21 protein-coding genes and 1 tRNA gene are annotated in these 26,738 nt (G+C 66.0%); 6 read left to right on the top strand and 16 right to left on the bottom strand.

Annotated features, from left to right (window positions below; all coding sequences use genetic code 11):
- Positions 1-31: 31 nt before the first annotated feature.
- From C5L14_RS28150 to C5L14_RS28160, 3 genes are all read right to left on the bottom strand, one after another.
- On the bottom strand, positions 32-3,484 hold the full coding sequence (locus tag C5L14_RS28150; RefSeq protein ID WP_105865379.1) for a 2Fe-2S iron-sulfur cluster-binding protein: 3,453 nt from the start codon (positions 3,482-3,484) through the stop codon (positions 32-34).
- On the bottom strand, positions 3,481-3,762 hold the full coding sequence (locus C5L14_RS28155; RefSeq protein WP_181161366.1) for a sarcosine oxidase subunit delta: 282 nt from the start codon (positions 3,760-3,762) through the stop codon (positions 3,481-3,483). Before C5L14_RS28155 ends, C5L14_RS28150 begins: the two co-directional genes overlap by 4 nt.
- Before the next feature lie 159 nt (positions 3,763-3,921).
- The gene (locus C5L14_RS28160) at positions 3,922-5,187 is read right to left on the bottom strand and encodes a sarcosine oxidase subunit beta family protein (RefSeq protein ID WP_105865380.1); all 1,266 of its coding nucleotides are present in this window, start codon (positions 5,185-5,187) and stop codon (positions 3,922-3,924) included.
- Between the two features lie 257 nt (positions 5,188-5,444).
- On the opposite strand from C5L14_RS28160, the gene C5L14_RS28165 reads away from it, so the two are divergent.
- Positions 5,445-5,534 (top strand) — tRNA-Ser (locus C5L14_RS28165).
- 100 nt (positions 5,535-5,634) lie between these two features.
- On the opposite strand, the gene C5L14_RS28170 is transcribed toward C5L14_RS28165, so the two are convergent.
- From C5L14_RS28170 to C5L14_RS28185, 4 genes are all read right to left on the bottom strand, one after another.
- A complete protein-coding gene (locus tag C5L14_RS28170; protein WP_105865381.1) occupies positions 5,635-5,994 on the bottom strand; it encodes a DUF4180 domain-containing protein in 360 nt (119 codons plus the stop codon).
- A gap of 48 nt (positions 5,995-6,042) precedes the next feature.
- Positions 6,043-6,546 (bottom strand): class I SAM-dependent methyltransferase, encoded by a 504-nt coding sequence (locus C5L14_RS28175; RefSeq protein WP_105865382.1) that lies wholly within the window; start codon positions 6,544-6,546, stop codon positions 6,043-6,045.
- 396 nt (positions 6,547-6,942) lie between these two features.
- Positions 6,943-7,209 carry a hypothetical protein gene (locus C5L14_RS28180; protein WP_105865383.1) on the bottom strand — a complete coding sequence of 89 codons (267 nt, stop codon included), beginning with the start codon at positions 7,207-7,209 and terminating at the stop codon, positions 6,943-6,945.
- Positions 7,210-7,671: 462 nt separating this feature from the next.
- On the bottom strand, positions 7,672-8,514 hold the full coding sequence (locus tag C5L14_RS28185) for a lytic transglycosylase domain-containing protein (RefSeq protein WP_105865450.1): 843 nt from the start codon (positions 8,512-8,514) through the stop codon (positions 7,672-7,674).
- Between the two features lie 168 nt (positions 8,515-8,682).
- Here C5L14_RS28185 and C5L14_RS28190 point away from each other — a divergent pair, with 168 nt between their 5' ends.
- Positions 8,683-9,312, top strand: a complete 630-nt coding sequence (locus tag C5L14_RS28190; RefSeq protein WP_181161367.1) for a DUF4893 domain-containing protein — start codon at positions 8,683-8,685, stop codon at positions 9,310-9,312.
- A gap of 255 nt (positions 9,313-9,567) precedes the next feature.
- Here the strand turns inward: C5L14_RS28190 and C5L14_RS28195 are convergent, their stop codons facing one another.
- The 3 genes from C5L14_RS28195 to C5L14_RS28205 all read right to left on the bottom strand — a co-directional run bounded on the left by C5L14_RS28195 (position 9,568) and on the right by C5L14_RS28205 (position 12,807).
- Positions 9,568-10,245, bottom strand: a complete 678-nt coding sequence (locus C5L14_RS28195; protein ID WP_105865385.1) for an HAD family hydrolase — start codon at positions 10,243-10,245, stop codon at positions 9,568-9,570.
- A 54-nt stretch (positions 10,246-10,299) separates the two neighbouring features.
- Complete coding sequence (sthA, locus tag C5L14_RS28200) at positions 10,300-11,688, bottom strand: Si-specific NAD(P)(+) transhydrogenase (protein ID WP_105865386.1); 1,389 nt, start codon at positions 11,686-11,688, stop codon at positions 10,300-10,302.
- Between the two features lie 204 nt (positions 11,689-11,892).
- Positions 11,893-12,807, bottom strand: coding sequence for an aminotransferase class IV (locus C5L14_RS28205; RefSeq protein WP_105865387.1), 915 nt, complete (start codon positions 12,805-12,807; stop codon positions 11,893-11,895).
- Positions 12,808-12,969: 162 nt separating this feature from the next.
- Between C5L14_RS28205 and C5L14_RS28210 the strand changes: the two genes are divergently transcribed.
- The gene (locus C5L14_RS28210) at positions 12,970-13,617 is read left to right on the top strand and encodes a glutathione S-transferase family protein (protein WP_105865451.1); all 648 of its coding nucleotides are present in this window, start codon (positions 12,970-12,972) and stop codon (positions 13,615-13,617) included.
- Positions 13,618-13,801: 184 nt separating this feature from the next.
- On the opposite strand, the gene C5L14_RS28215 is transcribed toward C5L14_RS28210, so the two are convergent.
- The 6 genes from C5L14_RS28215 to C5L14_RS28240 form a co-directional block, all read right to left on the bottom strand.
- Positions 13,802-14,836: a hypothetical protein gene (locus C5L14_RS28215; RefSeq protein ID WP_105865388.1), complete on the bottom strand. Its 1,035-nt coding sequence runs from the start codon at positions 14,834-14,836 to the stop codon at positions 13,802-13,804.
- A 159-nt stretch (positions 14,837-14,995) separates the two neighbouring features.
- On the bottom strand, positions 14,996-16,003 hold the full coding sequence (locus tag C5L14_RS28220) for a rhamnose ABC transporter substrate-binding protein (protein ID WP_105865389.1): 1,008 nt from the start codon (positions 16,001-16,003) through the stop codon (positions 14,996-14,998).
- Between the two features lie 55 nt (positions 16,004-16,058).
- Positions 16,059-17,069: an ABC transporter permease gene (locus tag C5L14_RS28225; RefSeq protein WP_105865390.1), complete on the bottom strand. Its 1,011-nt coding sequence runs from the start codon at positions 17,067-17,069 to the stop codon at positions 16,059-16,061.
- Positions 17,066-19,639, bottom strand: coding sequence for an ATP-binding cassette domain-containing protein (locus C5L14_RS28230; RefSeq protein WP_105865452.1), 2,574 nt, complete (start codon positions 19,637-19,639; stop codon positions 17,066-17,068). The genes C5L14_RS28225 and C5L14_RS28230 overlap by 4 nt, the downstream gene beginning before the upstream one ends.
- Positions 19,640-19,758: 119 nt before the next feature.
- Entirely contained in the window at positions 19,759-21,030 is a 1,272-nt protein-coding gene (locus tag C5L14_RS28235) for an ROK family transcriptional regulator (RefSeq protein ID WP_105865453.1), read from the bottom strand.
- A 305-nt stretch (positions 21,031-21,335) separates the two neighbouring features.
- Positions 21,336-22,424, bottom strand: a complete 1,089-nt coding sequence (locus tag C5L14_RS28240) for a saccharopine dehydrogenase family protein (RefSeq protein ID WP_105865454.1) — start codon at positions 22,422-22,424, stop codon at positions 21,336-21,338.
- 135 nt (positions 22,425-22,559) lie between these two features.
- On the opposite strand from C5L14_RS28240, the gene C5L14_RS28245 reads away from it, so the two are divergent.
- The 3 genes from C5L14_RS28245 (at position 22,560) to C5L14_RS28255 (ending at position 26,736) form a co-directional block, all read left to right on the top strand.
- Positions 22,560-22,988 carry an Lrp/AsnC family transcriptional regulator gene (locus C5L14_RS28245; protein ID WP_105865391.1) on the top strand — a complete coding sequence of 143 codons (429 nt, stop codon included), beginning with the start codon at positions 22,560-22,562 and terminating at the stop codon, positions 22,986-22,988.
- 194 nt (positions 22,989-23,182) lie between these two features.
- Positions 23,183-25,156 (top strand): OmpA family protein, encoded by a 1,974-nt coding sequence (locus C5L14_RS28250; RefSeq protein WP_181161368.1) that lies wholly within the window; start codon positions 23,183-23,185, stop codon positions 25,154-25,156.
- Positions 25,157-25,485: 329 nt separating this feature from the next.
- Positions 25,486-26,736 (top strand): aspartate kinase, encoded by a 1,251-nt coding sequence (locus tag C5L14_RS28255; protein ID WP_245443623.1) that lies wholly within the window; start codon positions 25,486-25,488, stop codon positions 26,734-26,736.
- Positions 26,737-26,738 lie beyond the last annotated feature (2 nt).

Here is a 26,738-nt window from a genome sequence, read left to right on the forward strand (position 1 = left end):
AGAGCCAGCAGGGATGCTGGCGGTCCCGGGATCAGTCCAGCCTCAAGCCATATTCGGCCGCGCTCTCCACCAGCACCTCGGCGAAGGCCTGGGCCAGGGTCGAGGGGGCGAAGAGATCATAGGCCGGCTCGTCGGAGACCTGGTGCAGCAGGACCGGGATCTGCGCCATCAGGGTGCGCGCGACATGGCCCTGCCCGAACACGCGCGGATGCAGGTCGATCCGACATAGTTTCATCAGGACGCTGCGCGCCTTGGGCCCCGACAGGCGCAGCACGCCGAAGGCCGAGGAGAGATCGACCACCGAGGCGCTCTCGCCGAGCGCATGCTTGAGGCTGACGGCAAGACTGCCCGGACGTCCGTGCTTGTCCAGCACCAGCCAGTCGCCAGGCCCGAGCGAGAGCAGCTTCAGCGCCCCCGAGACCGCCGACCGGCCGGGCTCCGGCAGATCGAGGCCGAACTCGGCCTGGAGCGCCCGGCGCAGGCCCGCCTCCCCGCCCCGGCGCAGCTTGATCTCGGCGATATCGGGGCTGCGCTCGGCCAGTTGCACCTCGGCGACGCGATCGGAAGGACGATCGGGGATCAGGGCGTGATGACCGGGCACCGAACGCGGCAGGACCAGCGGCTCGACGGCCCCGACCGGCGAAGCATCCTTCACCCTGAGATTGTCCGGATCGACGAAATGCGGAGAAACGATGGTGACGTCGCAGGCCTCGCCGCGCACGGGATCGGCGGCATGAAGCCTCTGCCCGATCCGCTCCCTGCCCCCGCGCAGCAGGGCAAGGCCGATGAAGCCCTTCCCCTCGGTGGTCGGGCAGGCAGCGGTGACGAAGCCGAGGCTTTCCTTCGACTCCGGCGTCGCCGTGAGATGGGCACCGGCCCGCAGCTTGCGGCCGGGATCGTCCACCTTCACGCCGACCAGGACGAGGCGTCCGGGGTCGGCAAGGCCAGGGCGGCCCGCCAGGACGCGGCCGACATAATCGCCCTTCTTCTTGAGCATGCGCCCGAGGCCGAGATCGGCGGCCGTGGTCTGGCCGTTGAGCTCGCTGCCGGCGACATGCCCCTTCTCGATCCGAAGCAGGTTGAGGGCATCGAGCCCATAGGGCTTGATGCCGAAGGGCTTGCCGGCGCCGAGGATCGCTTCCCACACCGGCTCGGCATGGCCTGAGGGCACGCTGACCTCATAGGCGAGTTCGCCCGAGAAAGAGATGCGGAAAAGCCGGCCGGAAACCCCGGCGATCACGGCCTCGGCGACGGCCATGAAAGGGAAAGCGGCGTCGTCGAGATCCTGGCTGGTGATGCGGGCGAGCACCGCCCGGGCCTTCGGGCCTGCCACGGCGAAAGTCGCCCATTGATCGGCGACATTGGTGATCTCAACGTCGAGATCGGGCCAAACCGCCTGGTGGTGGAATTCCAGATGCTCCAGCACCGGCCCGGCATTGGCCGTGGTGGTGGTGACGAAATAATGGTCCTCGGCCAATCTCGACGTGGTGCCGTCGTCGAGGACGATGCCGTCCTCGCGCAGCATCAGGCCGTAACGGGCCCGTCCCACGGGCAGGGACGAAAAGGTGTTGGCATAGATGCGGTCTAGAAAGGCGCCGGCGTCGCGGCCTTGGATGTCGATCTTGCCAAGCGAGGAGGCGTCGGTGACGCCGACGGCCTCGCGCACGGCCTTGGCCTCGGCCAGCACCGGCGCCCAGCTGGTATCGCGTGAGGGGGAATAGACCAGAGGCCGCAGCCAGAGCCCGAGCCTGACGAAGACGGCGCCATGCCGCGAATGCCAGTCATGCAGAGCCAGGCGGCGCTTGGGACGGAAATGCTCGCCCGTCTCGGCCCCGGCCAGCGCACCGAAGGAGACCGGCGAGGCATAGGGCCGGGAGGTCGGCAGGCCGGTCTCGGCAAGGCTCTCGCCCTTCTCGGCGGCGAGGATGGCGCTGCCGACGAGGCCGCCGGTCTTGCCCTGGTCGGTCGCCATGCCATGCGTGGTGTAGCGCTTGGCATGCTCGACATGGGCATAGCCCTCACGCACCGCCAGCCGCAGGTCGTCGGCGGTGACGTCGTGCTGCAGGTCGACGAAGGCCTTGCTCGCGCCGCGCGAAGGCCGGACCTCCCAGAAAGGCTGGGGCGGCGTGCCCTCCCCCTCCACACCGGCGGCATCGCCGACGATCTCGATCCGGTCATTGCCCCGGGCGCGGAAGGCCACGGCCTTGTCGTCCCATTCGAACGGCAGGCGGGCCTGGCCGGCGAGCTGCAGCCGGGGATCGTGCCCGCCGGAGATGCAGAGCAGATCGGCCAGCAGCATTTGCGGCCGCAGCCTCGCCGCGACCGGCGTGATGGTCAGGACATGCAGCGGCGCGCCCTCGGTGGCCGAGACCTGCGAGCCGAACCAGACGGGGATGCCGGATCGCTCCGCCTCGCGGCCGGCCGCCGAATCGGGCCTGGTGTCGATGATGCCGGCGATCTCGACGCCGGCAGCGGCAAGCTGCCTGGCCGAAGCATAGGCGCGGTCATTGTTGACGAAGAAGGCCGCCCTTCGCCCCGGTGCCACCCCGAAGCGTGCGACATAAGTCGCCGCAGCCGACGCCAGCATCACGCCCGGCCGGTCATTGCCGGGGAAGGCGATCAGGCGTTCCTGCGCGCCGGTGGCGAGCACGATCCGGCCCGGGCGGATGATCCACTGGCGTTGGCGCACCTCGTGCGGCCTCGGCACGGCGCGGTGATCGGCCACCCGCTCGACGGCGCCGACCACCAGCCCGTCATAGAGGCCATAGGCGCCGGTGCGGTTGAGCAGCGTCACCTCGGGAAGCGCCGCGAGTTCGGCAAGCTTGTCGGTCAGGTCGTCGCGCGCCGCGGGATCGAGCAGCGCCGAGCCACCAAAGGCGAAATCCTGCTCCAGCACGATCACGCGCTGGCCGGCCCGCCCGGCCGCCAGGGCGCTGTCGAGCCCCGATGGCCCGGAGCCAACGATCAGGAGGTCGCAATGGGCATGCATGGTGTCGTAGCTGTCGGGATCGGGCTCCCGCGCTGCCCGTCCCAGCCCCGCCGCGCGGCGGATCAACGGCTCATAGACCTTTTCCCACCAGGCCGCCGGCCACATGAAGGTCTTGTAGTAGAAACCCGCCGGCAGGAAGGGCGACAGCCAGCCATTCACCGCGCCGAGATCGAAGCCGAGCGTGGGCCAGCGGTTCTGGCTCACCGCCTCCAGCCCCTCGAAGAGCTCGATGGTGGTGACGGGGATATTGGGTTCGCGCCGGGCGCCGGCACGCAGTTCCACCAGGGCCGAGGGCTCTTCCGCTCCGGCCGTGAAGATGCCGCGCGGCCGGTGATATTTGAACGAGCGCCCGACGATGCGCACGCCATTGGCCAGGAGGGCCGAGGCCAGGGTATCGCCGCGATAGCCATGCAGGATCTTGCCGTCGAAGCGGAAGGACAACGGCTTGCCGCGGTCGATCTGGCCGCCCTCGGCGAGGCGATAGGGCCCGCTCATGCCGGACGCTCCGGCAGGGCGATCTCGTCATGCCTGCTGACGACGGCCTGGATCTCGTGGCTGACGGTATCGCGCAGCACCTTCAGCACCTGCCGGCAGCCATGCACATGCTGCCACCATTCCAGGTGCCAGCCCGCCGGATTGGCCCGCTCATAGACATAATCGTAATAGGCTTGCGCCTCGGCCTCTTCGCCCGGCCGCCGCACCGAGGCATCGCCCCGATAGCGGAACTCGACCTCGTCACGCAGGCCGCAATGGGGACAGGCAATTCTCAGCATGACGGGGAGGCCTTGGCATTAAAGCTCGACGTCATTGCGAGCCCGGCCAATCCATATGGATTGGCTCGAGCGAAGCAACCCAGGGGCCAAAGGGCGCAAAGGCTGGATTGCTTCGCTACGCTCGCAATGACGATAAATGCTGCCACGGGCTCGCCCATCTCAATGCATCCAGGCATAGGGGCCGATGCCCCGTTCATCGATCACCCGCCCCTCCCGGAAGCGCTCCAGGCCGAAATGGGCGATCAGCGGGTGGGGCGCGCCGGTCGCCACCAGATGGGCGGTGGTAAAGCCGCCGGCGGGGATCGCCTTGAAGCCGCCATAGCACCAGCCGCCATTGAGATAGAGATTGCGCACCGGCGTGGTGGAGATGATGGGATTGCCGTCGGCTGTCATGTCCATCGCCCCGCCCCATTGGCGCAGCACGCGCAGGCGCCCCAGGGCCGGCATCAGCGTGAGGCCGGCCGCCAGCACGTCCTCCACCATCGGCAGGCTGCCGCGCCTTGCATAGGAATTGTAGCCGTCGAGCGCGCCACCGAAGACGAGGCCGCCCTTGTCCGACTGGCTGACATAGAAATGCCCGGCGCCATAGGTGACGACGCAGTCGATCAGCGGCTTGACGGCCTCGGAGACGAAGGCCTGCAGCACATGGGTCTCCAGCGGCAGGCGGAAGCCCGCCATCGCCGCCAGCAGCGAGGAATGCCCGGCCACGGCGAACAGCACCTTGCCGGCGCGGATGCTGCCGAGGCTGGTCTCCACGCCGGTCACGGCATCGCCCTCACGCGTGATGCCCGTGACCTCGCACTTCTCCACGATGTCGACGCCGCGCCGGTCTGCGGCGCGGGCATAGCCCCAGGCCACCGCATCGTGGCGCACCGTGCCGCCGCGCCTCTGCAGGAAGCCGCCGAGCACGGGAAAGCGGCCATTGTCGACATCCACCAGCGGCACCAGGCGCTTGACGCCGTCCTTGTCGAGCAGCTCGGCATCGACGCCTTCCAGCAGCATCTGGTTGGCCCGCCGGGCGAGCAGATCGCGCTGCCCATCCGCATGCACGAGATTGAGGGCACCGCGCTGCGAGACCATGGCGTTGTAGTTGAGCTCGGCCTCCAGCCCCTCCCACAATCGCAGCGAAAAATCGTAGAAGCGGATGTTTTCGGGCGAGAAATAATTGGAACGGATGATGGTGGTGTTGCGCCCGACATTGCCGAGCCCGATGCCGCCGCGCTCCAGCACCGCAACATTGGTGATGCCGTGATTCTTGGCAAGGTAGTAGGCGGTGGCCAGGCCATGCCCGCCGCCGCCGACGATCACCACGTCATAGGCCTGCTTGGGCGCCGCCTTGCGCCAGGCCGGCCCCCAGCCGCGATGTCCGCGCAGCGCCTCATAGGCCAAGCGAAATCCCGAATAGGCGGAAGAGATGACGGACATGGGCTCCGCTGTGATGCCGCGAGGGCGCCGGCCCGACGCAGGCGCCCTCCCGACTTAAGCACCTCGCCCGCCGCTGGCAATCGAAACACCGACGCAGGCTTCCATTTTTCTCGCCGGCTCTTTGGAACCAGGACGACAGGGCCAAAGCGCCCGCCCCGATCGTCCGCCGCGCCATGCCGCAATTTTCTCCCAATTTTTCCGCCCTTCCGGTCTTGCCCCGCGCGGCGCATATCTATATGAAGCGCCCGACCAGCTGCGGAGAGGTGGCAGAGTGGTTGAATGCACCGCACTCGAAATGCGGCATGGGGGCAACTCCATCGGGGGTTCAAATCCCTCCCTCTCCGCCATTTATCCCTGAAATCGTTGATCTTTTTGACGTGGAGGCAAGTAACCTCTCGGAGCGCTTTGGCTTTGTCAATTAAATGGACTGTCACCGGAACGGTAAGCCTATAGCCGGCTGCGCAGCTCCGCCAGGTCGGCGGCGAACCAGATATCCTGCCCGCGATTGGCTTCCCGCACGAAATCGCGCAGGGCGTCGCTACCGGCGATCCAGGCCGAGATGTCGCCGATCACGGCGAGGCGCAGGCGGTAATTGACGAATTTCTGCACCACCGTGCCGGCGAGCCGCGTGCGCAAGCGGAAGAAATCGTCAGCGAGCCGGGCGACGGGAATCGCGATCATAGTCGCCTCCTGCTCCCAGGCCTTGCCGAGAAAGCAGTTCACATCGCCCTCGCCGGCGAGTTTCTCGCCGTCCCCGGCGCAGACCAGCACCCTGACCCCCTCGATCTCCTCGACTCTGTCGCTCACGGTACTTCTCCCGAGGGCACCCGCCACGGCGGCATGCGCCCGCCCCTCTCAGACAATCTCGTAGATGTGATATTGGTCGCCCGTCGCCTGGGGAAAGTCCCGGCGCCGGAAGGCGGGCGGCACCTCGCCGTCCACCAGGGCGATGTCGACATTGGAGATATAGAAGCCGCCCTTCGCCATCAGACCGGGCAGATAAGCGATGATGTCGGCCACGATCGGCACGGCGCCCTGCCTGTCCTTGAGGCCGAGATCGGAATGGGCCAGCGCAGCCTTGCGCGGCAGACGCTCGGCGGCGGTGCGGATGGTCTCGGCGATATCGCCGAGGAAGAGCAGTTCGTCCGCCGGGCGCACGAAGACATTGGGGCTCACCCTGATGTCGAAGGCATAGATGTCCCGATCGGGGAAGTTCTGGCGCAAATGGTCATAGGTCCGGCCGTGGCCGAGACCGAATTCGAGAACCGGCCCCTCGACGCCCCGGACGAGTTCGACCGCAAGGTCGAGGCAGTTGCGCTGGGCCGTCATGCGATTGATGAAATTATCGAGGTAGCTCATTATCCATTTCACATCATTGCAGAAAACCCGGCCGGGCGCCGGAAGCCGGTTTCCGGAGGCTGTTTCCGGAGCGGATATGCCGGCCGTCATAAGCCACCGGCCCGCAGCGAGGCAAGCGGTCCTGCAGGCTCCGGCAAGCCGGGCAAGGCGGCGGCCGCAGCCTGCGGGTCTCTTCCAATGTCCGTCAAATTTGCCGGTGTGCGCGAACACAGCGTAGCGGCTAAGTTGATTCTGCGAACGGCGCGGCAATCTCCGAACAGATCCCCTCCCTGCCGTGTTGTTCGCGTCTTTCCAGCTCGTCTCTCTCTCGTCTAACCTCCCAGCCCGCGTAAGCGGGCTTTTTCTTTTCCTGCCTGCATTGAGCGAGGGGGCTGGGTTGCATCAGCTTCCGTTCGGTTATCCCCGGGAATAGGGAATGCCGATCTCGGCCCGTTCCAGCAGCCATTCCCAATGGCCGCGGGCATAGCCGCGCGAGACGTCGGCAAGCAGCTTGGCCATCTCGGCCTCGAGCGCGGAGATTTCCGCCATGGCGTGGCTGTTGGCGACCAGCAGGACGCGCACGGCCATACGCGCATCGCCGTCGCAATCGGCGATGACGCGCTCCACGTCCGCCTCCAGATCCTCCGGCAAAGCCCGTTCGGATTTGCTGGCCTGCGACGTCATTGGCGGATCTCCCTGTTCAGAAAACCGAAATCGGCTGGTATCTCGCTCCACCGTGACGATGCACGAATTCCGCCCAGCCGGTTCCTGCCGCTGCCGGCAAAACGTTGGACGACTTCGGAATCGAGACCGGAAAATTAGGCGAGCTCGCCGTGCCTGTCGAGTATTTTGTTCATGTTATGTTCTGATATCGACAGCGCCGGTGCGCCCCACCCGAGGCTCTACGCAGCGCGCTCGCGGCCGCTTCAAAAATTTCTCGCCGAGGCACGGAACCAAACCCCGGCCCACTGGTTGAGTTCGCAGTCGGATGCCTTGAGACCGTTCCTGGCATTCGAGCGGGCCCGCCCGCATGACTTCGAGCTGTTGACGCACTCGTGGTTTTCTCGGGCTTTGCGGCCCGACCCAACGACCCAACTGCCGGGTGCCCCCGCATCCGGCTTTTTCTTTGGGCGGCCGGCACCGGCCTCAATTGCGCAGCACCGCGCAGCTGCCACCGGCCTGGTGCAGCCTGTCGCAGATGAGGCCCGCCTCACGCATGCTGCGTGCCGGCAAGCGGACACGATAAAAGGCCCGCCGCCCGCGCCCGGCCATGCGCGTGCCGATGATCAAGGTCTCCCGGCCCGCCAGGATGGCCGGGAAGCGCTTGACCGCCCGCTCATAGGAGGCGATGGCGATCGCCTTGGAGAAATTGCCGGACAGCTGCACGCCGAAGGGCGCATAGGGCCCTTCGATCATGCGCGGCGCCTCCTTGCGCACAGCCGTGACGACGGCGAGGCAATTGGCCGGCTTGGCTGGCTCCCGCTCACGCTTGAGCCCGTCGGCGGAAGCCCAGTCATAGACGCTGCGATGGGTGATGAAGCGGACATAGGCCTCGGTTTCCGCCGGCAAATAGCGCTGCCGCGTGAACCAGTCCGACAGGCGCCTGGGGCCGGCATTGTAGGCCGCGAGCGCCAGTCCCCAATTGCCGAACTGGTTCTTCAGCGCGGTGAGATAGGCGGCGGAAGCCGGTATCGCCTTTTCGGGATCGAAGGGATCGTCGAGCTTCCATTCGGCCGCCGTGCCCGGCATGAACTGGGCGATGCCCTGGGCGCCGGCGCTGGACGTGACGCCGGGCCGGAAGCTGCTCTCGCGCCAGATCAGCCGCGTGAAGAGCTCGGGCGGAATGTCGTTGGCGCGCGCCGAGGTCTCGATCAGGCGGCAGATCGCCTCGTCCAGGCTCTCCTGGCGCGCCTGGGCTTTGCCCGGCGTGGCAAGGCAAGCGAAAACCGCCAGCAGGAGGGCAGCAGCGAAGAGATAGCGAACAGTCACAAACAATGTCTCGCCGTTGCAGGGCAGGCGGAAGAAAAGCACCTAGCATTTAGGCGAAAATACTTCCGGGCTCCAGACACCGCGCGATGACCCATGACGCTGCGACCACCTTGCCAGGGCAGCACCAGCTGGGGCAAACAGATCGTCTTGCCAATTGGAAGTATCATCATGACTAGATGTCGTCTGGCCGTCGCCGCTCTCGCCTGGTTCGCGGCCGCCACCGGCACGGCCCTGGCCGCCTCCGACTTCGATCCCACGCCGCTGCTGCCCGTTTCGATCGAGGATGCCGATCGCACCCGCCTGATGAATTTCGAGCAGACGCGCCGCAGCGCCGTCGATGCGGTGCTCGGCTCCAACGCCCGCTACACGGCCGACGGCATAGCCCTGGAGGAGATCCTCGCCGGTGAGCCCAGGCCGATCGCCAATACGCGCGAACTCGTCGGTAGCTGGCGCTGCCGCAGCGCCCAGCTCGACGACGGTTCCAAGGCTAATGACGGCAAGGGCAGCGTCTACGCCTATCCCTATTTCAAATGCGCCATCAGCGAACGCGGCGGCAAGCTGTTCTTCGCCAAGGTGAACGGCTCCCAGCGGGTCAGCGGCTTTCTCTACCGCGTCAGCAACACCCGTTTCGTCTTCCTGGGCGGCAATGCCAATGGCGACGATCCGCCGGTCGCCTATGGCGCCTCGCCCAAATCCGACGCGGTGGCCTATCTGTTCAAGGCCGGCCCACGCAAACTGCGGCTGGAAATGCCGCAGACCTGCTGCAGCACGCTCGAGATCCTTGAACTGGTGCGCTGAGGCTGTTCTCGGGGGGTAGGCCTCCCGAGCTTTGATCGAAAAGTCGCGGGAACCTCGACCTTCTTTGTCATTGCCGGGCTTGGTCCCGGCAACCCAGGGCCGCAATCTCGGCTGGAGCTGCATCTGGATGCCCGGGACAAGCCCGGGCATGACAAAACCGCGCTTTTCTCTGCACTGATCGAGACGATTGGTCAGGTCCTCAGACCAAGCATCCGCCGGGACGAAGATGGCGGGTCTGAAGACCCGCCCCCCAATTCATCCCGCCTTCGTGAAAGCCGCCCGATCCAGCGTCAGGAGATCGCCGATGCGCTCGATGGTGACGTCGGGCTTGGGCTCGATGGTGCTCATGTCCGCCTCCAGGGCGTAATGGCCCTGGCGCACGAAGATGGTGGTGAGCTTTTCGCCCATCACCGCCTTCATCTTGGCGAGCAGTCGCGGCTTGTCGTCGACCATGGCGTAATGCGCCGCCGGATAATGGCGCTGCACGGAGTCCAGCATCTGCTCCTTGTGCAGATAGATCATCACCCTCCCCTCCACCGCATCCCACAGGCCGGCGCGCTGCACCTTGCGCGGCTGGAACACGATGTCGCCGTCCGAGAGCACGGCCGGAGCGCTGAACGTCTTGAGATGGGCGATCGCCTCCAGGGCCCTCGGAAAGACGCGTTCGGCGAAGGGATATTCCAAGAGGAATTTCGACATCTGCAGCAGGCCGGGATCATCGTCCAGCCCGGCGCGGAAGAGCTGGAGCGCGGCGAGGTAATCGGCATAGCCATATTCGTCGCGGATCTTGCCGTAGATCGTCCAGTAGCGGGCCCGCTGGTCCGCCCCGAAGGCTTCCTCGATATGGTCGCCGAGGTCCTCGCCGAAGCGGTCATTGTCGAGCAGCGTGTTGTCGACGTCGAGAAGAACGACGAGTTTGCGGTCAGGGGACACGGCGAACTCCTATGATTTTACACGAGGCGGGGACAGGGCCCGGACAGCGCCGCGCTAACGCCCCATCCGGTTCCAGGCGTCGAGGCCGGCAATCTTGTAGGCCTCGGCGAGGGTGGGATAGTTGAAGGTGTTCTCGATGAAATAGTCGATCGTGCCTTTGAGATTGAGCACGGCCTGGCCGATATGGATCAGTTCGGTCGCGCCTTCGCCCAAGATATGCACGCCCAGCAGGCGCCGCGTCTTGGTCGAGAAGATCATCTTCATGATGCCGCTGTTCAGCCCCATGATATGGCCGCGCGAGGTCTCGCGCAGCCGGGCGATGCCGACTTCGTAGGGAATGCCCTTCTGGCGTACTTCCTCCTCGGTCAGGCCGGTGGTGGAGATCTCCGGTACCGAATAGATGCCATAGGGAAAATATTCGGGCGGCGGCGGCGGATCGAGGCCGAAGGCGTGGCAGGCAGCCACCCGTCCCTGCTCCATCGAGGTGGAGGCGAGGCTGGGAAAGCCGATGACGTCGCCGGCCGCATAGATGTGCGGCACCTCGGTCTGCAAGGTCGCCGGATTGACGCCGATGCGGCCGCGATGATCGGTCTTGAGGCCGGCCGCATCGAGGTTCAGCCTGTCGGTATTGCCGACGCGCCCGGCGGCGAACATCAGCATCTCCGAGGATACCTTGCGTCCGTCGCCCAGCTTGGTGACGACACGGCTGTCCTCGCACTCGATCGAGACCACCGGCGAACCCAGGCGCAGCGAGACGTTGCGGTCCCGCAATTCATGCATGAACTCCTCGATCAGTTCCTTGTCGATGAAATCGAGGAAGCTCGAGCGCGGCTCGATCAGCGTGACGGCGACGTCGAGGGCACTGAAGATGGTGGCATATTCGACGCCGATCACCCCGGCCCCGATCACGGTGAGGCTGCGCGGCAGCCGGGGCAGCTCGATGATCTCGTCGCTGTCGAAGACATTGTCCGCATTGAACGGCACGTAGTCGGGGCGGAAGGGGCGCGTGCCGCAGGCGATCAGGATGTAGTTGGCCGTCACCGTGCTGCGCGTGCCGGTCTCCGTGGTGATCTCGATTTCGTGCGGCCCGAGAAAGCGCGCCTCGCCGCGGGCCGTGCGCACGGTATTGCGGCTGAACTGATGCTCCAGCACCTCGACCTCGTGGTCGAGCGTCTTCTGCAGACGCACCATCAGGTCGGTGGCGCCGATATCCTGCTTGACGCGATAGGCGCGGCCGTAGAAGCCGCGCTCGCGCCAGCCCGACAAGTTGAGCACCGTCTCGCGCAGCGTCTTGGAAGGAATCGTCCCGGTATGTACCGACACGCCGCCGACGCGCCGCCCCTTCTCCACCACCAGGACCGACTTGCCGAGCTTGGCCGATTGTACGGCGGCTCGCCGGCCGGACGGGCCCGAGCCGATGACGAGCATGTCATAATCATACATGGAGGGAAGTCTCTAGGCCGTTGGAACAAGGTGTCGAAAAGGCGAGAAATGCCCTGCAGCATCGTCATGCTGCATGACAGCATGAATGCACATAGGGCTGCCGCCTGCCAAGAGACAAGAAAAAATGCCATGGCGGCATCGAACATGCAGCAAGCAGGAAGCGATGGCTCGCCTTCTTCGCGGAGCGGGGAAGGCCGTCACGCCTTATCCTGCTAGGTTCCCCGAGAGCACCTCGTCGACCGACGTCGACCATGCAGGATCATCGTGCCTAGCCCAATAGGCTTCGAGCAGCGCCCTCGTGACCGGCCCCATGCGGCCCGCGCCGACGGCGGCGGCGTTGATCCGCGTCACCGGCATGATGCCGCCGGCGGTCGAAGTGACGAAGACCTCGTCGGCTGCCAGCGCCTCGGCCGCCGCCACGAGCCGCTCCTCCAGGGGAAAGCCGAGCTCGGCGGCGAGGGCGATGGCGGTCTGGCGCGTGACGCCGCGCAGCACGCCACGATCCGGCGTGGCGATCCGGCCCTGGCGCACGGTGAAGATGTTGAAGCCGGGACCTTCGGCAAGATTGCCCCCGGCGTCCGTCAGCACGGCACTCTGGGCGCCGCGGTCATAGGCGTCGTAGAGGCCCATGACGAAATCCAGCCAGTGATAGTTCTTGACGGTGGGATCGACCGAATCCGGCGGGATGCGGCGGATGTCGGACAGTACGATCGACAGCCCGGCCTCGCGCTGTTCCGGCCTGAGGATCCAGCCGAAGGGAATGGCAAAGCAGATCAGCTGGTGACGGGCATCGCGAAGATCGCGCGAGAAAGTCGGCGAGGCGCCGCGCGTCAGCACCATCTCGACATAGGCATCCTGGAACCCGGAACGGGCGACGCATTCGGCGAGGATCCGGGCCAATTCCCCGGGCGAGACGGGCAGGGTGAGGCGCAGCCTGTCGGCTGAGCGCAGGAAGCGCTCGATATGACTGTCGAGACGGAAGAAGCGGCCCTTCCAGACATGCACGACATCGTAGGTCGCATCCGAATGCAGGAAGCCCCAGTCGAGCACCGAGATCTTGGCTTCCGACATCGGCACGAAGGCGCCATCGATATAGGCTGTTCCGGCAGGGTAGTTCATGCGACCTCGCTCTTTCCCCAACGCCCCTAGATCGGAATCGGGCCTGTTGGATCTGCGCCCGGCCCTGGAAATAATTCAAGGCCGATGTCGCCCTCCGGCAGGCTCGTTCGTCGTTCCAATAGGAGGCCGAAGAAATTCGCCTCACGCAAGGTAGAGGATGCGATGACAATCACCATCACGGCCTTTGAACGCTCGCCCGACGGCGGCAAGGGACTGGCGCGCGACACCCGCGTCCGCTGGGCGCTCGAGGAAGTGGGCCAGCCCTATGAGGTTCGCCTGGTTTCCTTCGAAGACATGAAGGCGCCCGGCCATCTGGCCCTGCATCCCTTCGGCCAGATTCCCACCTATGAGGACGGTTCCCTGTCGCTGTTCGAGACCGGCTCGATCGTCTTTCACCTCGCCGAGAAGCATGCGGGCCTGCTGCCGGGGGTTCCCGATGCCCGCGCGCGGGCGATCACCTGGATGTTTGCCGCGCTCAACACCGTCGAGCCCCCGATCCTCGAACTGGTGACAGCCAGGATATTCGAAGCCGACAAGCCTTGGAGCGAGGAGCGCCTGCCGCTGGTCAAGGACCGCGTTCGCGCCCGGCTCGACCAGCTCTCGTCTCGCCTGGGCGATGCCGACTGGCTCGACGGTGCGTTCAGCGCGGGCGATCTCCTGATGGTATCCGTGCTGCTGCGCCTGAGGCCATCCGGTCTTTTGGACGAATATCGAAATCTGGCGGCCTATGTCGCTCGCGGCGAAGCCCGGCCCGCCTATATCCGGGCTTTCGCCGCGCAATTTGCGATCAACGCGCCCTCACCCAGTTGAATACGCGCCCACAAAGGCGAACCGGCAGGCGGGGTGCCAGCACTATAATCACATTTGGCGGGATTGGGAGTGTCAGCCTCCGGCTGACATCTTGAAAGCCAAGTCCTCACCGGCAGATAAGATGTCAGCCGGAGCCCGACACTCCGCACATCCTGCGCTCATTCACACAAACGCAACCGTCGCGCTAGCTTGGCGCCTGGGCATGGCCGCGAATGCGCCAGCCGAGCGTGAGCGGAGTTTCGGGCTCGATCGTGAGCGCCGTGCGCACGCCGGCACGCGCGATGGGATTGTCCGAGGCGGCGATCACCGACCCGAAATCGAAGGCCGAGGCCACGGGCTCGACACCCACGCACAGATGCCGCCCATTCCAGGGCGGGAACTTGCGGCCGCGATTGCTCATCCATAGGAGGCAGGATGGCAGCTTCGCCGTGTCCCAGGAAAGATCCCAGGCGACGCGGTCGTGCTCATCGATGAGATGCACGCCGCCTTCGATGCCGCAGAGCTGCAAGATGTCCTCGCGGTCATCGGCGAAGGGCAGCCTGTCGAAACGTTCGCTGCCGCCCGCCTTCACCGCGACATCGGCAAGTGTCGTGAACCGGCGGTCCGGCTCGGCCCGCGCCGCCGGCTCCGCGACCGGATGGGTCAGGCCGAACCGATAGGGGCCGGGCTCGATGCGGAAGGATCCCGGCGCACCGCGCAGGGCGAAGTTGGGATGAAAGCCGAAGGGCCTGACACAACGGCGCCGGGCCCGGATCTCGACGGAGACCTCCAACCCCGCCTGGCCATCGATCGGCCGGATCGTGCGGGTGATGCGTTCGATGGGCGAGTCGCCGGGATAATCGAGGCTGAGGCTGATCGCATCCTGCATGCGCGCCACCAGCTTCCATTCGGACGCCGCGCTGTAGCCATGCAGCAGGCGGTCGCTCGGGACGAGCGGATGGGCGGCGTCCGGCAGCGAGGCATCCACCAGTCCCCGCCAGGCACCGACCAGGGGATCATCGCTGCTGTAGAGCCGCCCGAAAGGCAGGCACGGCCAATCGCCGCGCAGATTCTCCAGGCCCGGCTCGACTTTTTCGCCGGCCGTGATCCAGGGCGCCTCGTGGAAGGGTTCGACGAAGCGGCCATCCTCGAGGCGAAAGCGCACGCGGCCCAGAGCGGCGGCACCGGCATGCACCGTCACCTGGCCATGCGACCAGTCGAGCGACCAGGATTGCGGCATGTGAATGTCCCGAATGTCTGAACGAAGGTGGCTCGAGCCTTGTCATTGCCGGGCTCGACCCCGGCAATCCAGTCTTGCGTTCGAAGCGGCGACGGCCCGTGCACTGGATGCCCGGGTCAAGCCCGGGCATGATAAGGCCCGCTCCCTTCGCCGGCTCGGCTAGAACTTGAATTCCTCGACATTGGCCGGCGTGACGATCTTGGCCGGCCCGAGCACCACTTCGCCCTTTTCGCCCACAGTATAGTCGCCGAGCCGCCCGGCCTTGAACTTGTCGCCCGGCTTGCCCTCGATCTTGCACTGCGCCAGTTGCTGGGCGCCGTAATAGGTGAGGTAGCCGAGATCCTTGACGTTCCACCAGATGTCCTGGACGGAGCCGTTCTGGATGTATTTCTTGATCAGGGTGGCCGGCGCCAGGCCCGTCAGCTTGACCTTGCCGAGGCTGCCCGCCTGTTCGAGGGCGCGCGCCGCGGCCGGCAGGCCGATGCCGGCGGGAATGATGATGCCCTTGAGGTTCGGGAAGGCCTGGACGAGGGCCAGGGCCTGCTGCTGGTTGACCTGCTCGCTCTCCTGGCCATAGGCGATCTGCACCAGCTTCATCTTGGCGAATTTCGGCTCCTTCATCTTGTTCTTGATGAAGTCGATCCAGGCATTCTGGTTGGTGGCGGTCGGGGTGGAGGAGAGGATGGCGAAATCCCCCTCATAGCCGATCATCTGCCCCATGCTTTCCAGCATCATCTCGGCCAGGCTGTCGCCCTTGGCTTGGTTGAAGAAGAGCGAACGGGCGGCTTCCGAGACGTCGGAATCATAGGAGACGATCTTGACGCCCTGCTTGGCGGCGCGCTTGAGGGCGGGCGTCACGGCATTGGCGTCATTGCCGGAGATGGCGATGACGTCGACCTTCTGGGACACCAGATTGTTGATGAACTCGATCTGGGCTTCGGCGGTCGCCTGGGACGGCGCCTGCTGGATCACCTTGCCGCCGATCTCCTTTTGGGCCTCTTCCGCCCCGGTCCTGGCGACCTGGAAATAGGGGTCGGTGTCGAGCTTGGGCAGGAAGCCGACGGTAACCGGCTCCTTGGCGCATTTCTCGGCCGCGAGGGCCGGGACCGCTGCGCCGAGCAGGATGGCCGTGGTCAGGATCAGGTGTGTTCTCATCGCTTTTTTCATGGCTCGTCTCCTCCTTCACGCCTCTCTTCAGGTCGTTGTTGGTCTACGCTTTCAGTCAGGTCGTCCGTTCCGGCCCTTTCGGCAGGCCGGCTGTCTTGAACTTCGCCTGGAGGCCGCCATAGAGGCGCTGGGCCGTGGTGCTGAGCAGCAGCGAGAAGATCAGCAACAGCCCGATCACCGTACCCTGCGCATCGCCACCGATCTGGCTGAGGCCCAGTACGTTGCGCAGCGTGGCGATCAGCACCAGCGCCAGGAAAACGCCGGTGAGCTTGCCCTTGCCGCCGAAGACGCTGACGCCGCCGAGCAGCGCGATGGTGATGACGTCGAGCTCGAGGCCGATGGCATTGTCGGCCCGCGCATTGGCGAGGCGGGCCGTGAACACGATGGAGGCGATGGCGCAGATGAAGCCGCTGAGCACGAACAGGCCGAGGCGGATGCGCGCCACCCGCACCCCGGCATAGAGCGCCGTATCGGGACTGCCGCCGATCGCATAGATGCGCCGGCCGATGCCGCTCCTCTGCAGGAGGACGGCGAAGACCGGCGCCAGCACGAGGAAGGGCACGATCGTCCAGGGGATCGGCGTGTCGCCCAGCGTGTCGATGCCGAAATCGGTAAAGCTCTCGGGAAATTCGTTCACCGAGCCGGTGCCGAGCAGGATGTAGCCGATGCCGCGGAACATCGCCATGGTGCCGAGGGTGACCACGAGCGAGGGCAGGCCGAGATAGGTCACCAGCACGCCGTTGAAAGCGCCTGCCAGGATGCCGGTCAGCAGTGCCAGCGCGATCGCCCCCTCCAGCGCCACGCCCTCGCGGATCAACAGGCCGAACACCACGCTGCTGAGAGCCAGGATGCTGGCGACGGAGAGGTCGATCTCGCGGGCGATGATCAGCAGCACCATCGGCAGCACGATCAGGGCCCGCTCGGATGCGCCGGCAATGGCCTGCGAGATGTTGAAGACCGTAGCGAAGTTCGGCACCGCGAAGACCGCATAGGCAAGCACCGCCACCGTCAACAGGGCCAGGAAGTTCTCCCAGCTGGCGATCCTTTCGATGAGACTGGTCTTCATCGCGCCCTCCGTCCCTGCTGGGTCCGTCGCCCGATCACGGTGTCGACACCGATGGCGAGCAGGATGACGAGGCCATAGACCCCCTGCAGCCAGAGCGGATCGACGCGCACCAGCGTCAGGCCGTTCTGAATCACCAGGAGCGTCAGCGCACCGAGCGCGACGCCCAGCACCGTTCCGGCACCGCCCCTGATGGCGACGCCGCCCACCACCACCGAGGCGATCACGGTGAGTTCGAAGCCGAGCGCCACGCGGGCGTCGATGGTGGCATAGCGCGATGCCCACAAGGCGCCGTCGAAACCGGCGAGCAGGCCCGCCAGCATGAAGGCGCCGAGCACCAGTGCCGTGCGGCGGATGCCGATGAGGGCGGCTCCATCCGGATTGGAGCCGATGGCATAGAGCTCGCGGCCGAGCGGCCAGTGCTTGAGGATCGCGCCGATCGCAACCAGGCAGGCAAGGGCAATGAGGATCACGGCCGGAATGCCGGCGATACGGGCGCTGGTCATGTCGAGCCAGGCCTGCGGCACCTGGTCGGCGCTGATCTGGCGGCCGCCCGCCCACAGGCTGTTCAGCCCGCGGAAGACCGAGAGCGTGCCGAGCGTGACCACGATCGCCGGCACGCGGCCAAGGGTCACCACCAGCCCGTTGAGCGCGCCGCAGGCGAGCCCGATGGCGCAGGCCGCGGCAGCGCCCAGAAGCACCGAGCTGTCGGGATAAGCGTGCATGAAGCTGGCGGCGCCATAGGCCGACAGGCCGATCACCGAGGCTACCGACAGATCGATGTTGCGCGTGAGCAGGACCAGCATCTGCGCCACGGCGACGATCATGAGGAGCGCCGCGTCCATGGCGATGGCCGTGAGATTCTCGGGGCTGACCATGCGCGGATTGAGGAACATCACCGGCAGGACCACGGCCGCCATGGCCCCGACCAGCCCGACCTCGCGTCGGCGCAGCAGTGCCTTGAGCCAGGTACCCTCTGGCTCATCGCGCCTTGCAGCCTCTTCCCGCCGCGCCTGCGGAACCTCGCTGGCCGAGGCGCCGCCAGCGTCCGTGGCCGCACGGATTACCTTTTCCTGGTCGACCTCCCCACGTAAGAAGGCGCCGGTCATCCGGCCCTCGCGCAGCACGACGATGCGATCGCACATGCTCACCAGTTCCGGCAGTTCCGAGGAAATCAGGATGATCGCCAGGCCCTGCTGGGCGAGTTCCGCGATCATGGTATGGACTTCGGACTTGCTCTCCACGTCGATGCCCTGGGTCGGCTCGTCGAGGATGAGGAGCCTGGGCCGGGTGGCGAGCCATTTCGACAGCACCACCTTCTGCTGATTGCCGCCCGAGAGCGTCTTCACGGGCTGGTCGAAGCTGCGGAATTTCAGCTTCAGGCGCTTGAGATGCGGTTCGACCAGGGCCAGTTCCTGCCGCCGCATCACCAGCCCGGCCATCGTCGCCTTCTCGATTACCGGCAGGGACGCATTGTCGAGGATGGGAAAATCCATCACCAGGCTCTGGCCGAGCCGGTCTTCCGAGACATAGGCGATGCCGGCGGCCATGGCGGCGGGTGGATCGGCAAAGGTGACTGCCTTGCCTGCCATCTCGATGCGGCCGGCCGTCGGCTGGTCGATGCCGAACAGCACGCGGGCAATCTCGGTGCGCCCGCTGCCCACCAGCCCGCCGAGGCCGAGGATCTCGCCGGCCCGGACCGTGAAGGAGACGTCCTCGAACGCCCCTTCGCGCGACAGGCCGGAGACGGCGAGCACTTCCTGGCCGGGCCTGGAGTCCCATTGCGGGTAGATGGCCTTGAGCGGCCGCCCGATCATCATCTGCACGGCCTGGTCGCGGTCGAGCTCGGCCGCCCGCTTCACGCCGATCAGATGGCCGTCGCGCAGCACGGCGATGCGATCGGCGATCCGGTAGATCTCCTCCATGCGATGGCCGACGAACATCATCGCCACCTGGCGGGCCTTGAGATCGGCGACCACGGCGAAGAGACGCTCGACCTCGCGCTGGGACAGGGCCGCGGTCGGCTCGTCCATGATCAGCACCTTGGCGTTGACCGACAAGGCGCGGGCGATCTCGACGAGTTGCTGCTCGGAGGTGCGCAGTTCCTTCAAGGGATCCTCGGGCAGGCATTGCAGCCCGACCACATCGAGCAGGGCGCGCGCCTCCTCACGCATGCGTTCATAGTCGATGCGGGCCAGCGAGCGCCGCGGCATGTGGCCGACGAAGATGTTCTCGAACACCGTCAGGTCGCCGAACAGGCCGGGATGCTGATGCATCACCGCAATGCCGCGACGCTGGGCTTCGAGGGGGGACCAATGCTCCACCGGCTGGCCGCCGATGGTTACCGCCCCCTCGTCCGGCCTATAGACGCCGGCGAGCAGCTTGACGCAGGTGCTCTTGCCCGCGCCGTTCTCCCCCAGGAGCGCCAGCACCTCGCCCGGCAGGAGATCGAAACTGGCGTCGGAAAGGGCGATCGTTCCGCCGAAACGCTTGGAGGCCTTCACCAGCCCGGCAGCTGCGAGGGGAGTGGCGAGCGAGGCTCCGAAATCCTCATCGGCTAGGCCGTTCTTCATGACGCTGCCCACCGGCGACGACGCGACCGAGATACGCCCTCCATCATCGTCCCCCCTTTAATTATTAAAGCAAATGGATATATCCATACCCCTGGACTGTCAAGCCTGCGGCCCCTCGCCTACCCCGCGCCGATATAGGCCTTCAGGCTGGCGCGACCGACGCCCGGCGCCTTGGCCTTTACCAGCGTGGCGCTGTCCGGCGCGAACATGGCGTAGAGCGGCAGGATGGCCGCGCCGATCGCCGCCGCCCGCGGCCCCATGGTGCCCACCTCGATCTCGGGCGCGAACAGGCCTTCGGGCACGATCGCCTGGAAACGGTGCGACACCGCCTCGACCGTCCGCTGCAGAATGGCCGCCGGCAGGATGCCGTCGATCACGATGCCCGAGACATCGACCACGGCGATGGCGCCGACGATGGCCTGGGCGAGCGCGTCGGCGCAGTCTTCGATCCACTCCCCCAGGAAAGGCTCGGCTTGCTGGCCGATCTCCGCCAGTTCGTGCGCCCGCCGGATCGGCACGCCATTCTCGCGCAAATGGTTGGTCAGCACATGGATCGAGGCCCGGCGCAGCAGGATCTCGAAGGGCCCTTTCGGCGGGGGCACGCTCGACAGCAGCGAAGGCGTCACCGGATAGGGACCGAAGGCGGCCGAATTGCCGTTCGGGCCGGTCTCCAGATTGCCATTGATGATCAGCCCCCCGCCGATGAAGGTGGAGATGAACAGATAGATGAAGTCGCGGACCTCGCGGCCCCGGCCATAGACCAGCTCGGCCGTCGCCGCGCCGGAGGCGTCGTTCTCGAAGAACAGCGGCAGGTCGATGCTGTCGCCCAGGGCCTTGGCAAAATCGAAATCCTCCCAAGCCTGGGTGATCGAAGCCGGCATGCCCAGTTCCTTGGTCCAGCTGTCCATGAAATAGGGCATCGCCACCCCGACGCCGACGACCCGGCTGCGCAGATCGGGCGCCAGGCCGGCCCGGAAGGTTCGGACATAGGCAGCCGCCAGCTCTGCCACCACCCGCGGCTCGGGATATTCGTATTCGCTGGTCTCCATGCGCAGGGTCCGGCCGGTGAAATCGACCAGCACGGCATCGAAGGCCCGCCGGCCGACATGCAGGCCGATCGAGAAGGCACCATCGGGCGCCGGCGCATAGAGCGTGGAAGGCTGCCCCACCTGCCCGGCCCTCTTGCCTTCATGGCGGATAAGCCCAACCTCCTCGAGATGGTCGACGATGGTGGCCACGGCCTGGGGCGTGAGATTGGCCGAGCGGGCGAGTTCGGCCTTGGAGGCCTGGCCGAGGCGCTGCAGGGCCTCGAGCACCACACGCTCATTGTAGCGGCGCACCTGCACGGAGTTGCTGCCCTTGCGGCTCGCGGGCGCGTTCGGCTGGGACATGATCGCCATCGTGCTCCAAGGAATGAAAGATCTTGAGCCGGAAAGTTCTCAATTATTAAAGCATAATGCTTAATTATCAAGAGATGAGATGACTGGAGGGGGGATGCTCCCTGGCATCGCAGGCGTCCTCGCCTGCTCTTGAAATTGCGAGCTTGGAGGCGAGGAAGATGCAGGCGAGCGCGCCTATAGGCGCTAACGTAAGAACGGGGCGAAAGGGACTCGCACTAGCCTTATCTTCAATCCAATCATCTCGCCCGGCCCTTAAGTTGGCGCCCATGGGCGAGGAGGCCTGCGATCCCAGAAACCTATCGAGCCGCCGTCTGTGCGTAGGCGCTGCCGAAGCGATTGGCGAGGAAAGCCGACAGCGCGATGTCCTCCTGGCGGATGAAGCCCTTCTGCGGCAGTTCACCCTGGACCAGCATGTCCAGCACGGCGCAGATGGCGGAGGCCGTCGTCACCTGGATGGCGCTGCGCAGCCGGGAGCCGACGCGGCGGTTGTAGATCTTGTTGGCATAGGTTTCCTGCACCAGATGGCCATGACGCTTGCCGCTGACGGTGACGAAGATCACCACCACGTCCTGAATCGTCGCCGGCAGGGCATTTTCGAGGATGTACTTGAGCACGTCGCGGCGGTGCCTGAGATCGAGGTCGTTCAGCAGCGCCTTCATGATCGCCGCATGGCCGGGATAGCGGATGGTGCGGTAGTTCAGCGTGCGGACCCGCCCCAGATAGGTCTCGCACAGGCTGCCGAGCCCGCCCGAAGTGTTGAAGGCCTCGTAGGTGACCCCGTCGAGCGAGAACTCCTCACGCTCCTCCATCGCAGGCACCTCGACCCGGTGGCCGTCGACAATCGCCTCGCAGGGCTCGCAATATTCGTTGATGACGCCGTCGGTCGACCAGGTCAGGTTGTAGTTGAGCGCGTTGGAAGGATATTGCGGCAGAGCCCCGACGCGCATGCGGATGGAATCGAGGCTGTCGAACTGCTGGGCGAGATCGTTGGCGACGATCGAGATGAAACCCGGGGCGAGGCCGCATTGGGGAATGAAGGCGCTCTTGGCCGAGGCGGCGAGATCACGCACCCGGCGCGTCGAGGCGACGTCCTCGGTCAAGTCGAGATAGTGGACATCGGCACGCGCCGCCGCCTCGGCGATACGGGTGGTGAGATGGAAAGGCGCGGCGCTGAGCACGGCATAGGCGCCGTCCAGGACGGTGCGCAGGGCCCGCTCGTCTTCGATGTCGAGTTCGCGCTGTTCCACAGCCGCCGACAGCTCGGCCCCCTCCAGCTGCTCGGCCGACCGGTCGATCACGGTGACGTCATAGTCCCCGCTGACCGCCAGGATATCGGCGATGCAGGCCCCGATCTTGCCTGCTCCCGCCACTACGACCTTGCGCATCATGGGCCTCCCCTGTCGCGATTCCTGTCCAAGATCTCGTCAAAGAGCCTACGCCTGCCACCCTTCCTTTCGAAGCCTGCATTTCGACGATATGCCGAACTTTCTTTGCACAATGCCGCACGATATAGCGTCACTATGACGACACCCGCCGATGATGCCCTGATTGCCATCCTGCGCGAGAACGCCCGCGCCTCCACGGCCGAGATCGCCCGGCGTCTCGGCGTCTCCCGCACCACCGTGCAGAGCCGCCTCGCCCGCCTCGAACGTCGCGGCGTGATCGCCGGCTACACCATCCGGCTTTCCGAGGAGCATAGCCGCTCGCTGCTGCGCGCCCATGTGCTGCTCACCACCGTGCCGAAACTGATCCGTCAAGTTGAAGCGGGCCTGCGCGAAATTCCCGCCGTGCGCACGCTGCATTCGGTCAGCGGCAATTTCGACATGATCGCGGTGATCGAGGCTCGTTCGGTCGGCGAGCTCGACGAACTCGCCGATCGCATCGGTGCGCTGGAAGGCGTCGAGCGCACCTCGACCTCCCTCATCCTGTCGACGCGGATCGAGCGTTAGAGGATCGTGCCGGTAAGGGCCGGCTTTCGGCAAAAGCGATGCGGGAACAATGGATTGCAGCATTGGCCCCGATTCCGGCATCGCGTCCGACGCCGGGGAACGCGTCCCGGGCACCGACGGATATTCGGCGATCCGCGTTCAGTTTCGGTTCAGCCGCGATCGGGATGATGGCGGCCCAATCAAAAGAGGTCGCGATGCTCCTGCGCAAAAAATTGATCCGTCTGGCTGGTACGCTGATGCTCGCCGTTTCGCCCACGGCGATCGTACTGGTGCAGACCGCGCTGGCGCAGGATGCCCAGGCGCCCACCACCGAAGCGCCCGCGCCGGGCGCCAAGCCCTCGGTCGAAGACATTCTGAAGCGCCACAAGAAGGGCGCCGGACAGGATGGCGAAGGCGCGCCGGCAAAACGGGCCGCGCCCGCCGAATCGCAGGACCAGGATGGCGGCGCTCCCGCCGCCAAACCGAAGCGGCAGAAGCCGAGCGACGAGCAGGGCGGCGCAGCGCCTGGTTCCGGCGCCGACGAAGCGCCCGCCGCCAAGCCCCGCCGCCAGAAGCCGACTCCCGATGCGGCCGGCCAGGAAGCGCCCGGCGAATCAGCGCCCGGCGAAACGAACCCCGCCGCGAAGCCCAAACGCCAGAAGCCGAGCCCTGATGCCACTCAGGAAGCTCCCGGCAAGCCGACCGCCGAAGAGCCGGCGCAGGAGGCCCCGGCCGCAAAGCCCAAGCGCCAGAAGCCCGCGGCTCCCGGCGAGACCACCGGACAGGACGCGCCGGCAGCAAAGCCGAACGCTCCCGCCCAGCCCGATGCGGATCAAGGCGGGGACACCTCCCAACCGCGTGGCAAGCGCCGCGACCGCATGCAGGGCCAGCCCGACACCGAGGGCACGCCGCAGGGCCTCGATGACGGCCAGCCGCAGGATCGTCCTTTGGACGGCCGCCCCGGCGGTCGCAACCAGCTCCCCGGCCAGGGAGGAATTCCGCTCCCGGCCGACGGCACGCAACAGGGGCAGGAAAGCCGGCCGGGCCTTGCGCCTCCGCCGGGGAACGGCAGCCAGCAAGGCCAGGGCCGCCCCCTGCAGGGGCCGGTCGATCAGGCGGCGGAGCAGCGCGCCATCGGCCTTCTGGGCGACACCACGCCGCCTGACCGCCTCAACGACCAGCAATTGCGCCAGCGCCTCAACGTCTATCGCTCGGCTCTCGCTGCCGGAAACCTGTCGGAAGCCACAGAACAGGCCCTGATCCAGCGGCTGAACGGTGCGCGCGCCGCCCTGCGCAACCGCGTGGCGGACCAGGAATATGGCGGCGGGCAGCAACAGGACCAGAACGGGCGCGGTTCGCCCTTCGGCCGGTCGCAGTTCCGCCAGGATTCGCCCCGTCCCCAGGACATCCCCGCCATCCTGGCGGACCGGCGTCCCTCCAACGTGCTGACCGTCGACCAGCTCAACCGGCGCATCCTGGTCTATCGCGATGCCGCCAACGACCAGCGCTACAGCCCCGAAGACCGCGAGGCCTTTGCCCAATATCTGCGGGACGACCGCAACGACCTGCGCCGTCGCCTGTTGAGCGACCGCGGCCAGCGCACCGATCGGCTGCGGCGCTATGAGGGCGAGGAACGCTTCGACATGGACATCAATCCGCGCGGGCAGCGCTATCAGAGCGTCTGGGCTGCGGAGGTCGACGACGACCAGATCGAGCAGCAATTCGCGGCCCGTCCGCTCAGGCCCCTGCCGCGACGCTGGGCGCGGTCCGAATTCCTTGCCCAGCCAGAAGCGATCATGGAACAGCCCGCCATCCGCCAGTCCATCCCCAGCGTCGAGCTGGACACCATCCGTTTCGGCTTCAACGAATCATTCGTGCGCGAGGAGGAGATCGCCAATCTCGACCGCATCGGCCGCATCATCGAGCGTATCGTGGCCGCCCATCCCGATGAGGTCTTCGTGATCGAGGGCAATACGGACGCGGTGGGCGACGATGCCTATAATCTGCGCCTGTCCAAGGAGCGGGCCGAGGCGGTGAAGCAGGCCCTGACGCAATATTACGTGATCTCGCCCGACAATCTGGTCACGGCGGGGCTCGGCGAGCGCTATCTCAAGATCCCGACGCCCGAGCCCGAGCAGGAGAATCGCCGCGTGACCCTGCGCCGGATCACGCCCCTGCTGGAGAAATAGGAGAAGTCATCCCGGACGCGCCGCAGCACGAAGTGGTGCGGTGCAGATCCGGTACCGCAAGACCGGAAGACTCCGTTCGGTACGGCCCGCGCCTGCGGTTCGGCTTTGCATGCTGCACCGCAGGCGGGATGATCGCATCGCCATCCTTTCGCTTGCCATCCTCGGCCCTTTCGCTTAAATCCCGCGGCGCGGTGGCCGCAGGTCTCCGCATCTCCTCGCCTCATGCAAACAGCCACGGCCGGGACCGTATCCTGGCCCGCTTTTGTGCGGCGTCCCTCATCGAGAGCGTCTTACCAACGTTCGAGAGTTCATCGGAGCCTAGTGGCCGTATGTCCGGCAGCCCGCGTCCCCGTCTTGTCATGAAGTTTGGCGGCACCTCTGTCGCCAATGTCGAGCGCATCAAGAATGTGGCGCAGCATGTCAAACGCGAGGTCGCCGCCGGCTACGACGTCGCGGTGGTGGTCTCCGCCATGTCCGGCAAGACGAACGAACTGGTGGCCTGGTGCAACGAGGCTTCGCCGCTGTACGACCAGCGCGAATACGACACCATCGTCGCTTCCGGCGAACAGGTGACCTCGGGCCTGCTCGCGCTGACGCTCAGCAGCATCGGCATCAAGGCCCGTTCCTGGCAGGGTTGGCAGGTGCCGATCGAGACCTCGGCGGCCCATGGTTCCGCACGCATATCGGCGATCCCCTCCAAGAATCTCGATGACGGCTTCGCCGCCGGGGAGGTCGCGGTGATTTCCGGCTTCCAGGGCATCGAGCCCCTGAGCGGGCGCATCACCACGCTGGGGCGCGGCGGTTCGGACACCTCCGCCGTCGCCATCGCCGGCGCGATCGGCGCCGAACGCTGCGACATCTACACCGATGTCGACGGCGTCTACACCACCGACCCGCGCATCGTGCCGAAGGCTCAGCGCATGGACCGCATCGCCTTCGAGGAAATGCTGGAAATGGCCTCCCTCGGCGCCAAGGTGCTGCAGGTGCGCTCGGTGGAGCTTGCCATGGTCCACAAGGTGAAGACCTATGTAAGATCGTCCTTCGACGATCCCGAAAACCCCAATCCCGGAACCCTGATCTGCGACGAGGAAGACATCATGGAACAGCAGGTTGTGACCGGCATCGCCTATTCGAAGGATGAAGCGCAGATCACCCTGCGTGACGTGGCCGACCGTCCGGGTGTCGCCGCCGCCATCTTCGTGCCCCTGGCTGACGCCAACATCAATGTCGACATGATCGTGCAGAACATCTCGGCCGACGGGGCGTCCACCGACATCACCTTCACTGTGCCGCAGGCCGAGTTCCAGCGCGCCAAGGACGTGATCGAGAAGGCGCGCAAGGACGTGGTGTGCGACAATGTCGAGACCAATATGGACGTCTCGAAGATTTCGGTGATCGGCATCGGCATGCGCAGCCATGCCGGCGTGGCGGCAACCTGTTTTCAGGCCCTCGCCGGCCGCGGCATCAACATCCGCGCCATCACTACCTCCGAGATCAAGATTTCCGTGCTGATCGATGCGGCCTATACCGAACTGGCGGTACGCACGCTCCACACGCTCTACGGGCTCGACAAGGCCTGAGC

The organism is Labrys okinawensis (assembly GCF_002982075.1).
Classification (GTDB): Bacteria; Pseudomonadota; Alphaproteobacteria; order Rhizobiales; family Labraceae; genus Labrys; species Labrys okinawensis_A.

Bases quoted from the DNA above. Each gene is read 5' to 3' on its own strand.
- C5L14_RS28150 (WP_105865379.1), bottom strand. From the start codon at position 3,484: ATGAGCGGGCCCTATCGCCTCGCCGAGGGCGGCCAGATCGACCGCGGC.
- C5L14_RS28155 (WP_181161366.1), bottom strand. From the start codon at position 3,762: ATGCTGAGAATTGCCTGTCCCCATTGCGGCCTGCGTGACGAGGTCGAG.
- C5L14_RS28160 (WP_105865380.1), bottom strand. From the start codon at position 5,187: ATGTCCGTCATCTCTTCCGCCTATTCGGGATTTCGCTTGGCCTATGAG.
- C5L14_RS28175 (WP_105865382.1), bottom strand. From the start codon at position 6,546: ATGAGCTACCTCGATAATTTCATCAATCGCATGACGGCCCAGCGCAAC.
- C5L14_RS28180 (WP_105865383.1), bottom strand. From the start codon at position 7,209: ATGACGTCGCAGGCCAGCAAATCCGAACGGGCTTTGCCGGAGGATCTG.
- C5L14_RS28190 (WP_181161367.1), top strand. From the start codon at position 8,683: ATGACTAGATGTCGTCTGGCCGTCGCCGCTCTCGCCTGGTTCGCGGCC.
- sthA (WP_105865386.1), bottom strand. From the start codon at position 11,688: ATGTATGATTATGACATGCTCGTCATCGGCTCGGGCCCGTCCGGCCGG.
- C5L14_RS28205 (WP_105865387.1), bottom strand. From the start codon at position 12,807: ATGAACTACCCTGCCGGAACAGCCTATATCGATGGCGCCTTCGTGCCG.
- C5L14_RS28210 (WP_105865451.1), top strand. From the start codon at position 12,970: ATGACAATCACCATCACGGCCTTTGAACGCTCGCCCGACGGCGGCAAG.
- C5L14_RS28215 (WP_105865388.1), bottom strand. From the start codon at position 14,836: ATGCCGCAATCCTGGTCGCTCGACTGGTCGCATGGCCAGGTGACGGTG.
- C5L14_RS28220 (WP_105865389.1), bottom strand. From the start codon at position 16,003: ATGAAAAAAGCGATGAGAACACACCTGATCCTGACCACGGCCATCCTG.
- C5L14_RS28225 (WP_105865390.1), bottom strand. From the start codon at position 17,069: ATGAAGACCAGTCTCATCGAAAGGATCGCCAGCTGGGAGAACTTCCTG.
- C5L14_RS28230 (WP_105865452.1), bottom strand. From the start codon at position 19,639: ATGAAGAACGGCCTAGCCGATGAGGATTTCGGAGCCTCGCTCGCCACT.
- C5L14_RS28235 (WP_105865453.1), bottom strand. From the start codon at position 21,030: ATGTCCCAGCCGAACGCGCCCGCGAGCCGCAAGGGCAGCAACTCCGTG.
- C5L14_RS28240 (WP_105865454.1), bottom strand. From the start codon at position 22,424: ATGCGCAAGGTCGTAGTGGCGGGAGCAGGCAAGATCGGGGCCTGCATC.
- C5L14_RS28245 (WP_105865391.1), top strand. From the start codon at position 22,560: ATGACGACACCCGCCGATGATGCCCTGATTGCCATCCTGCGCGAGAAC.
- C5L14_RS28250 (WP_181161368.1), top strand. From the start codon at position 23,183: ATGCTCCTGCGCAAAAAATTGATCCGTCTGGCTGGTACGCTGATGCTC.
- C5L14_RS28255 (WP_245443623.1), top strand. From the start codon at position 25,486: ATGTCCGGCAGCCCGCGTCCCCGTCTTGTCATGAAGTTTGGCGGCACC.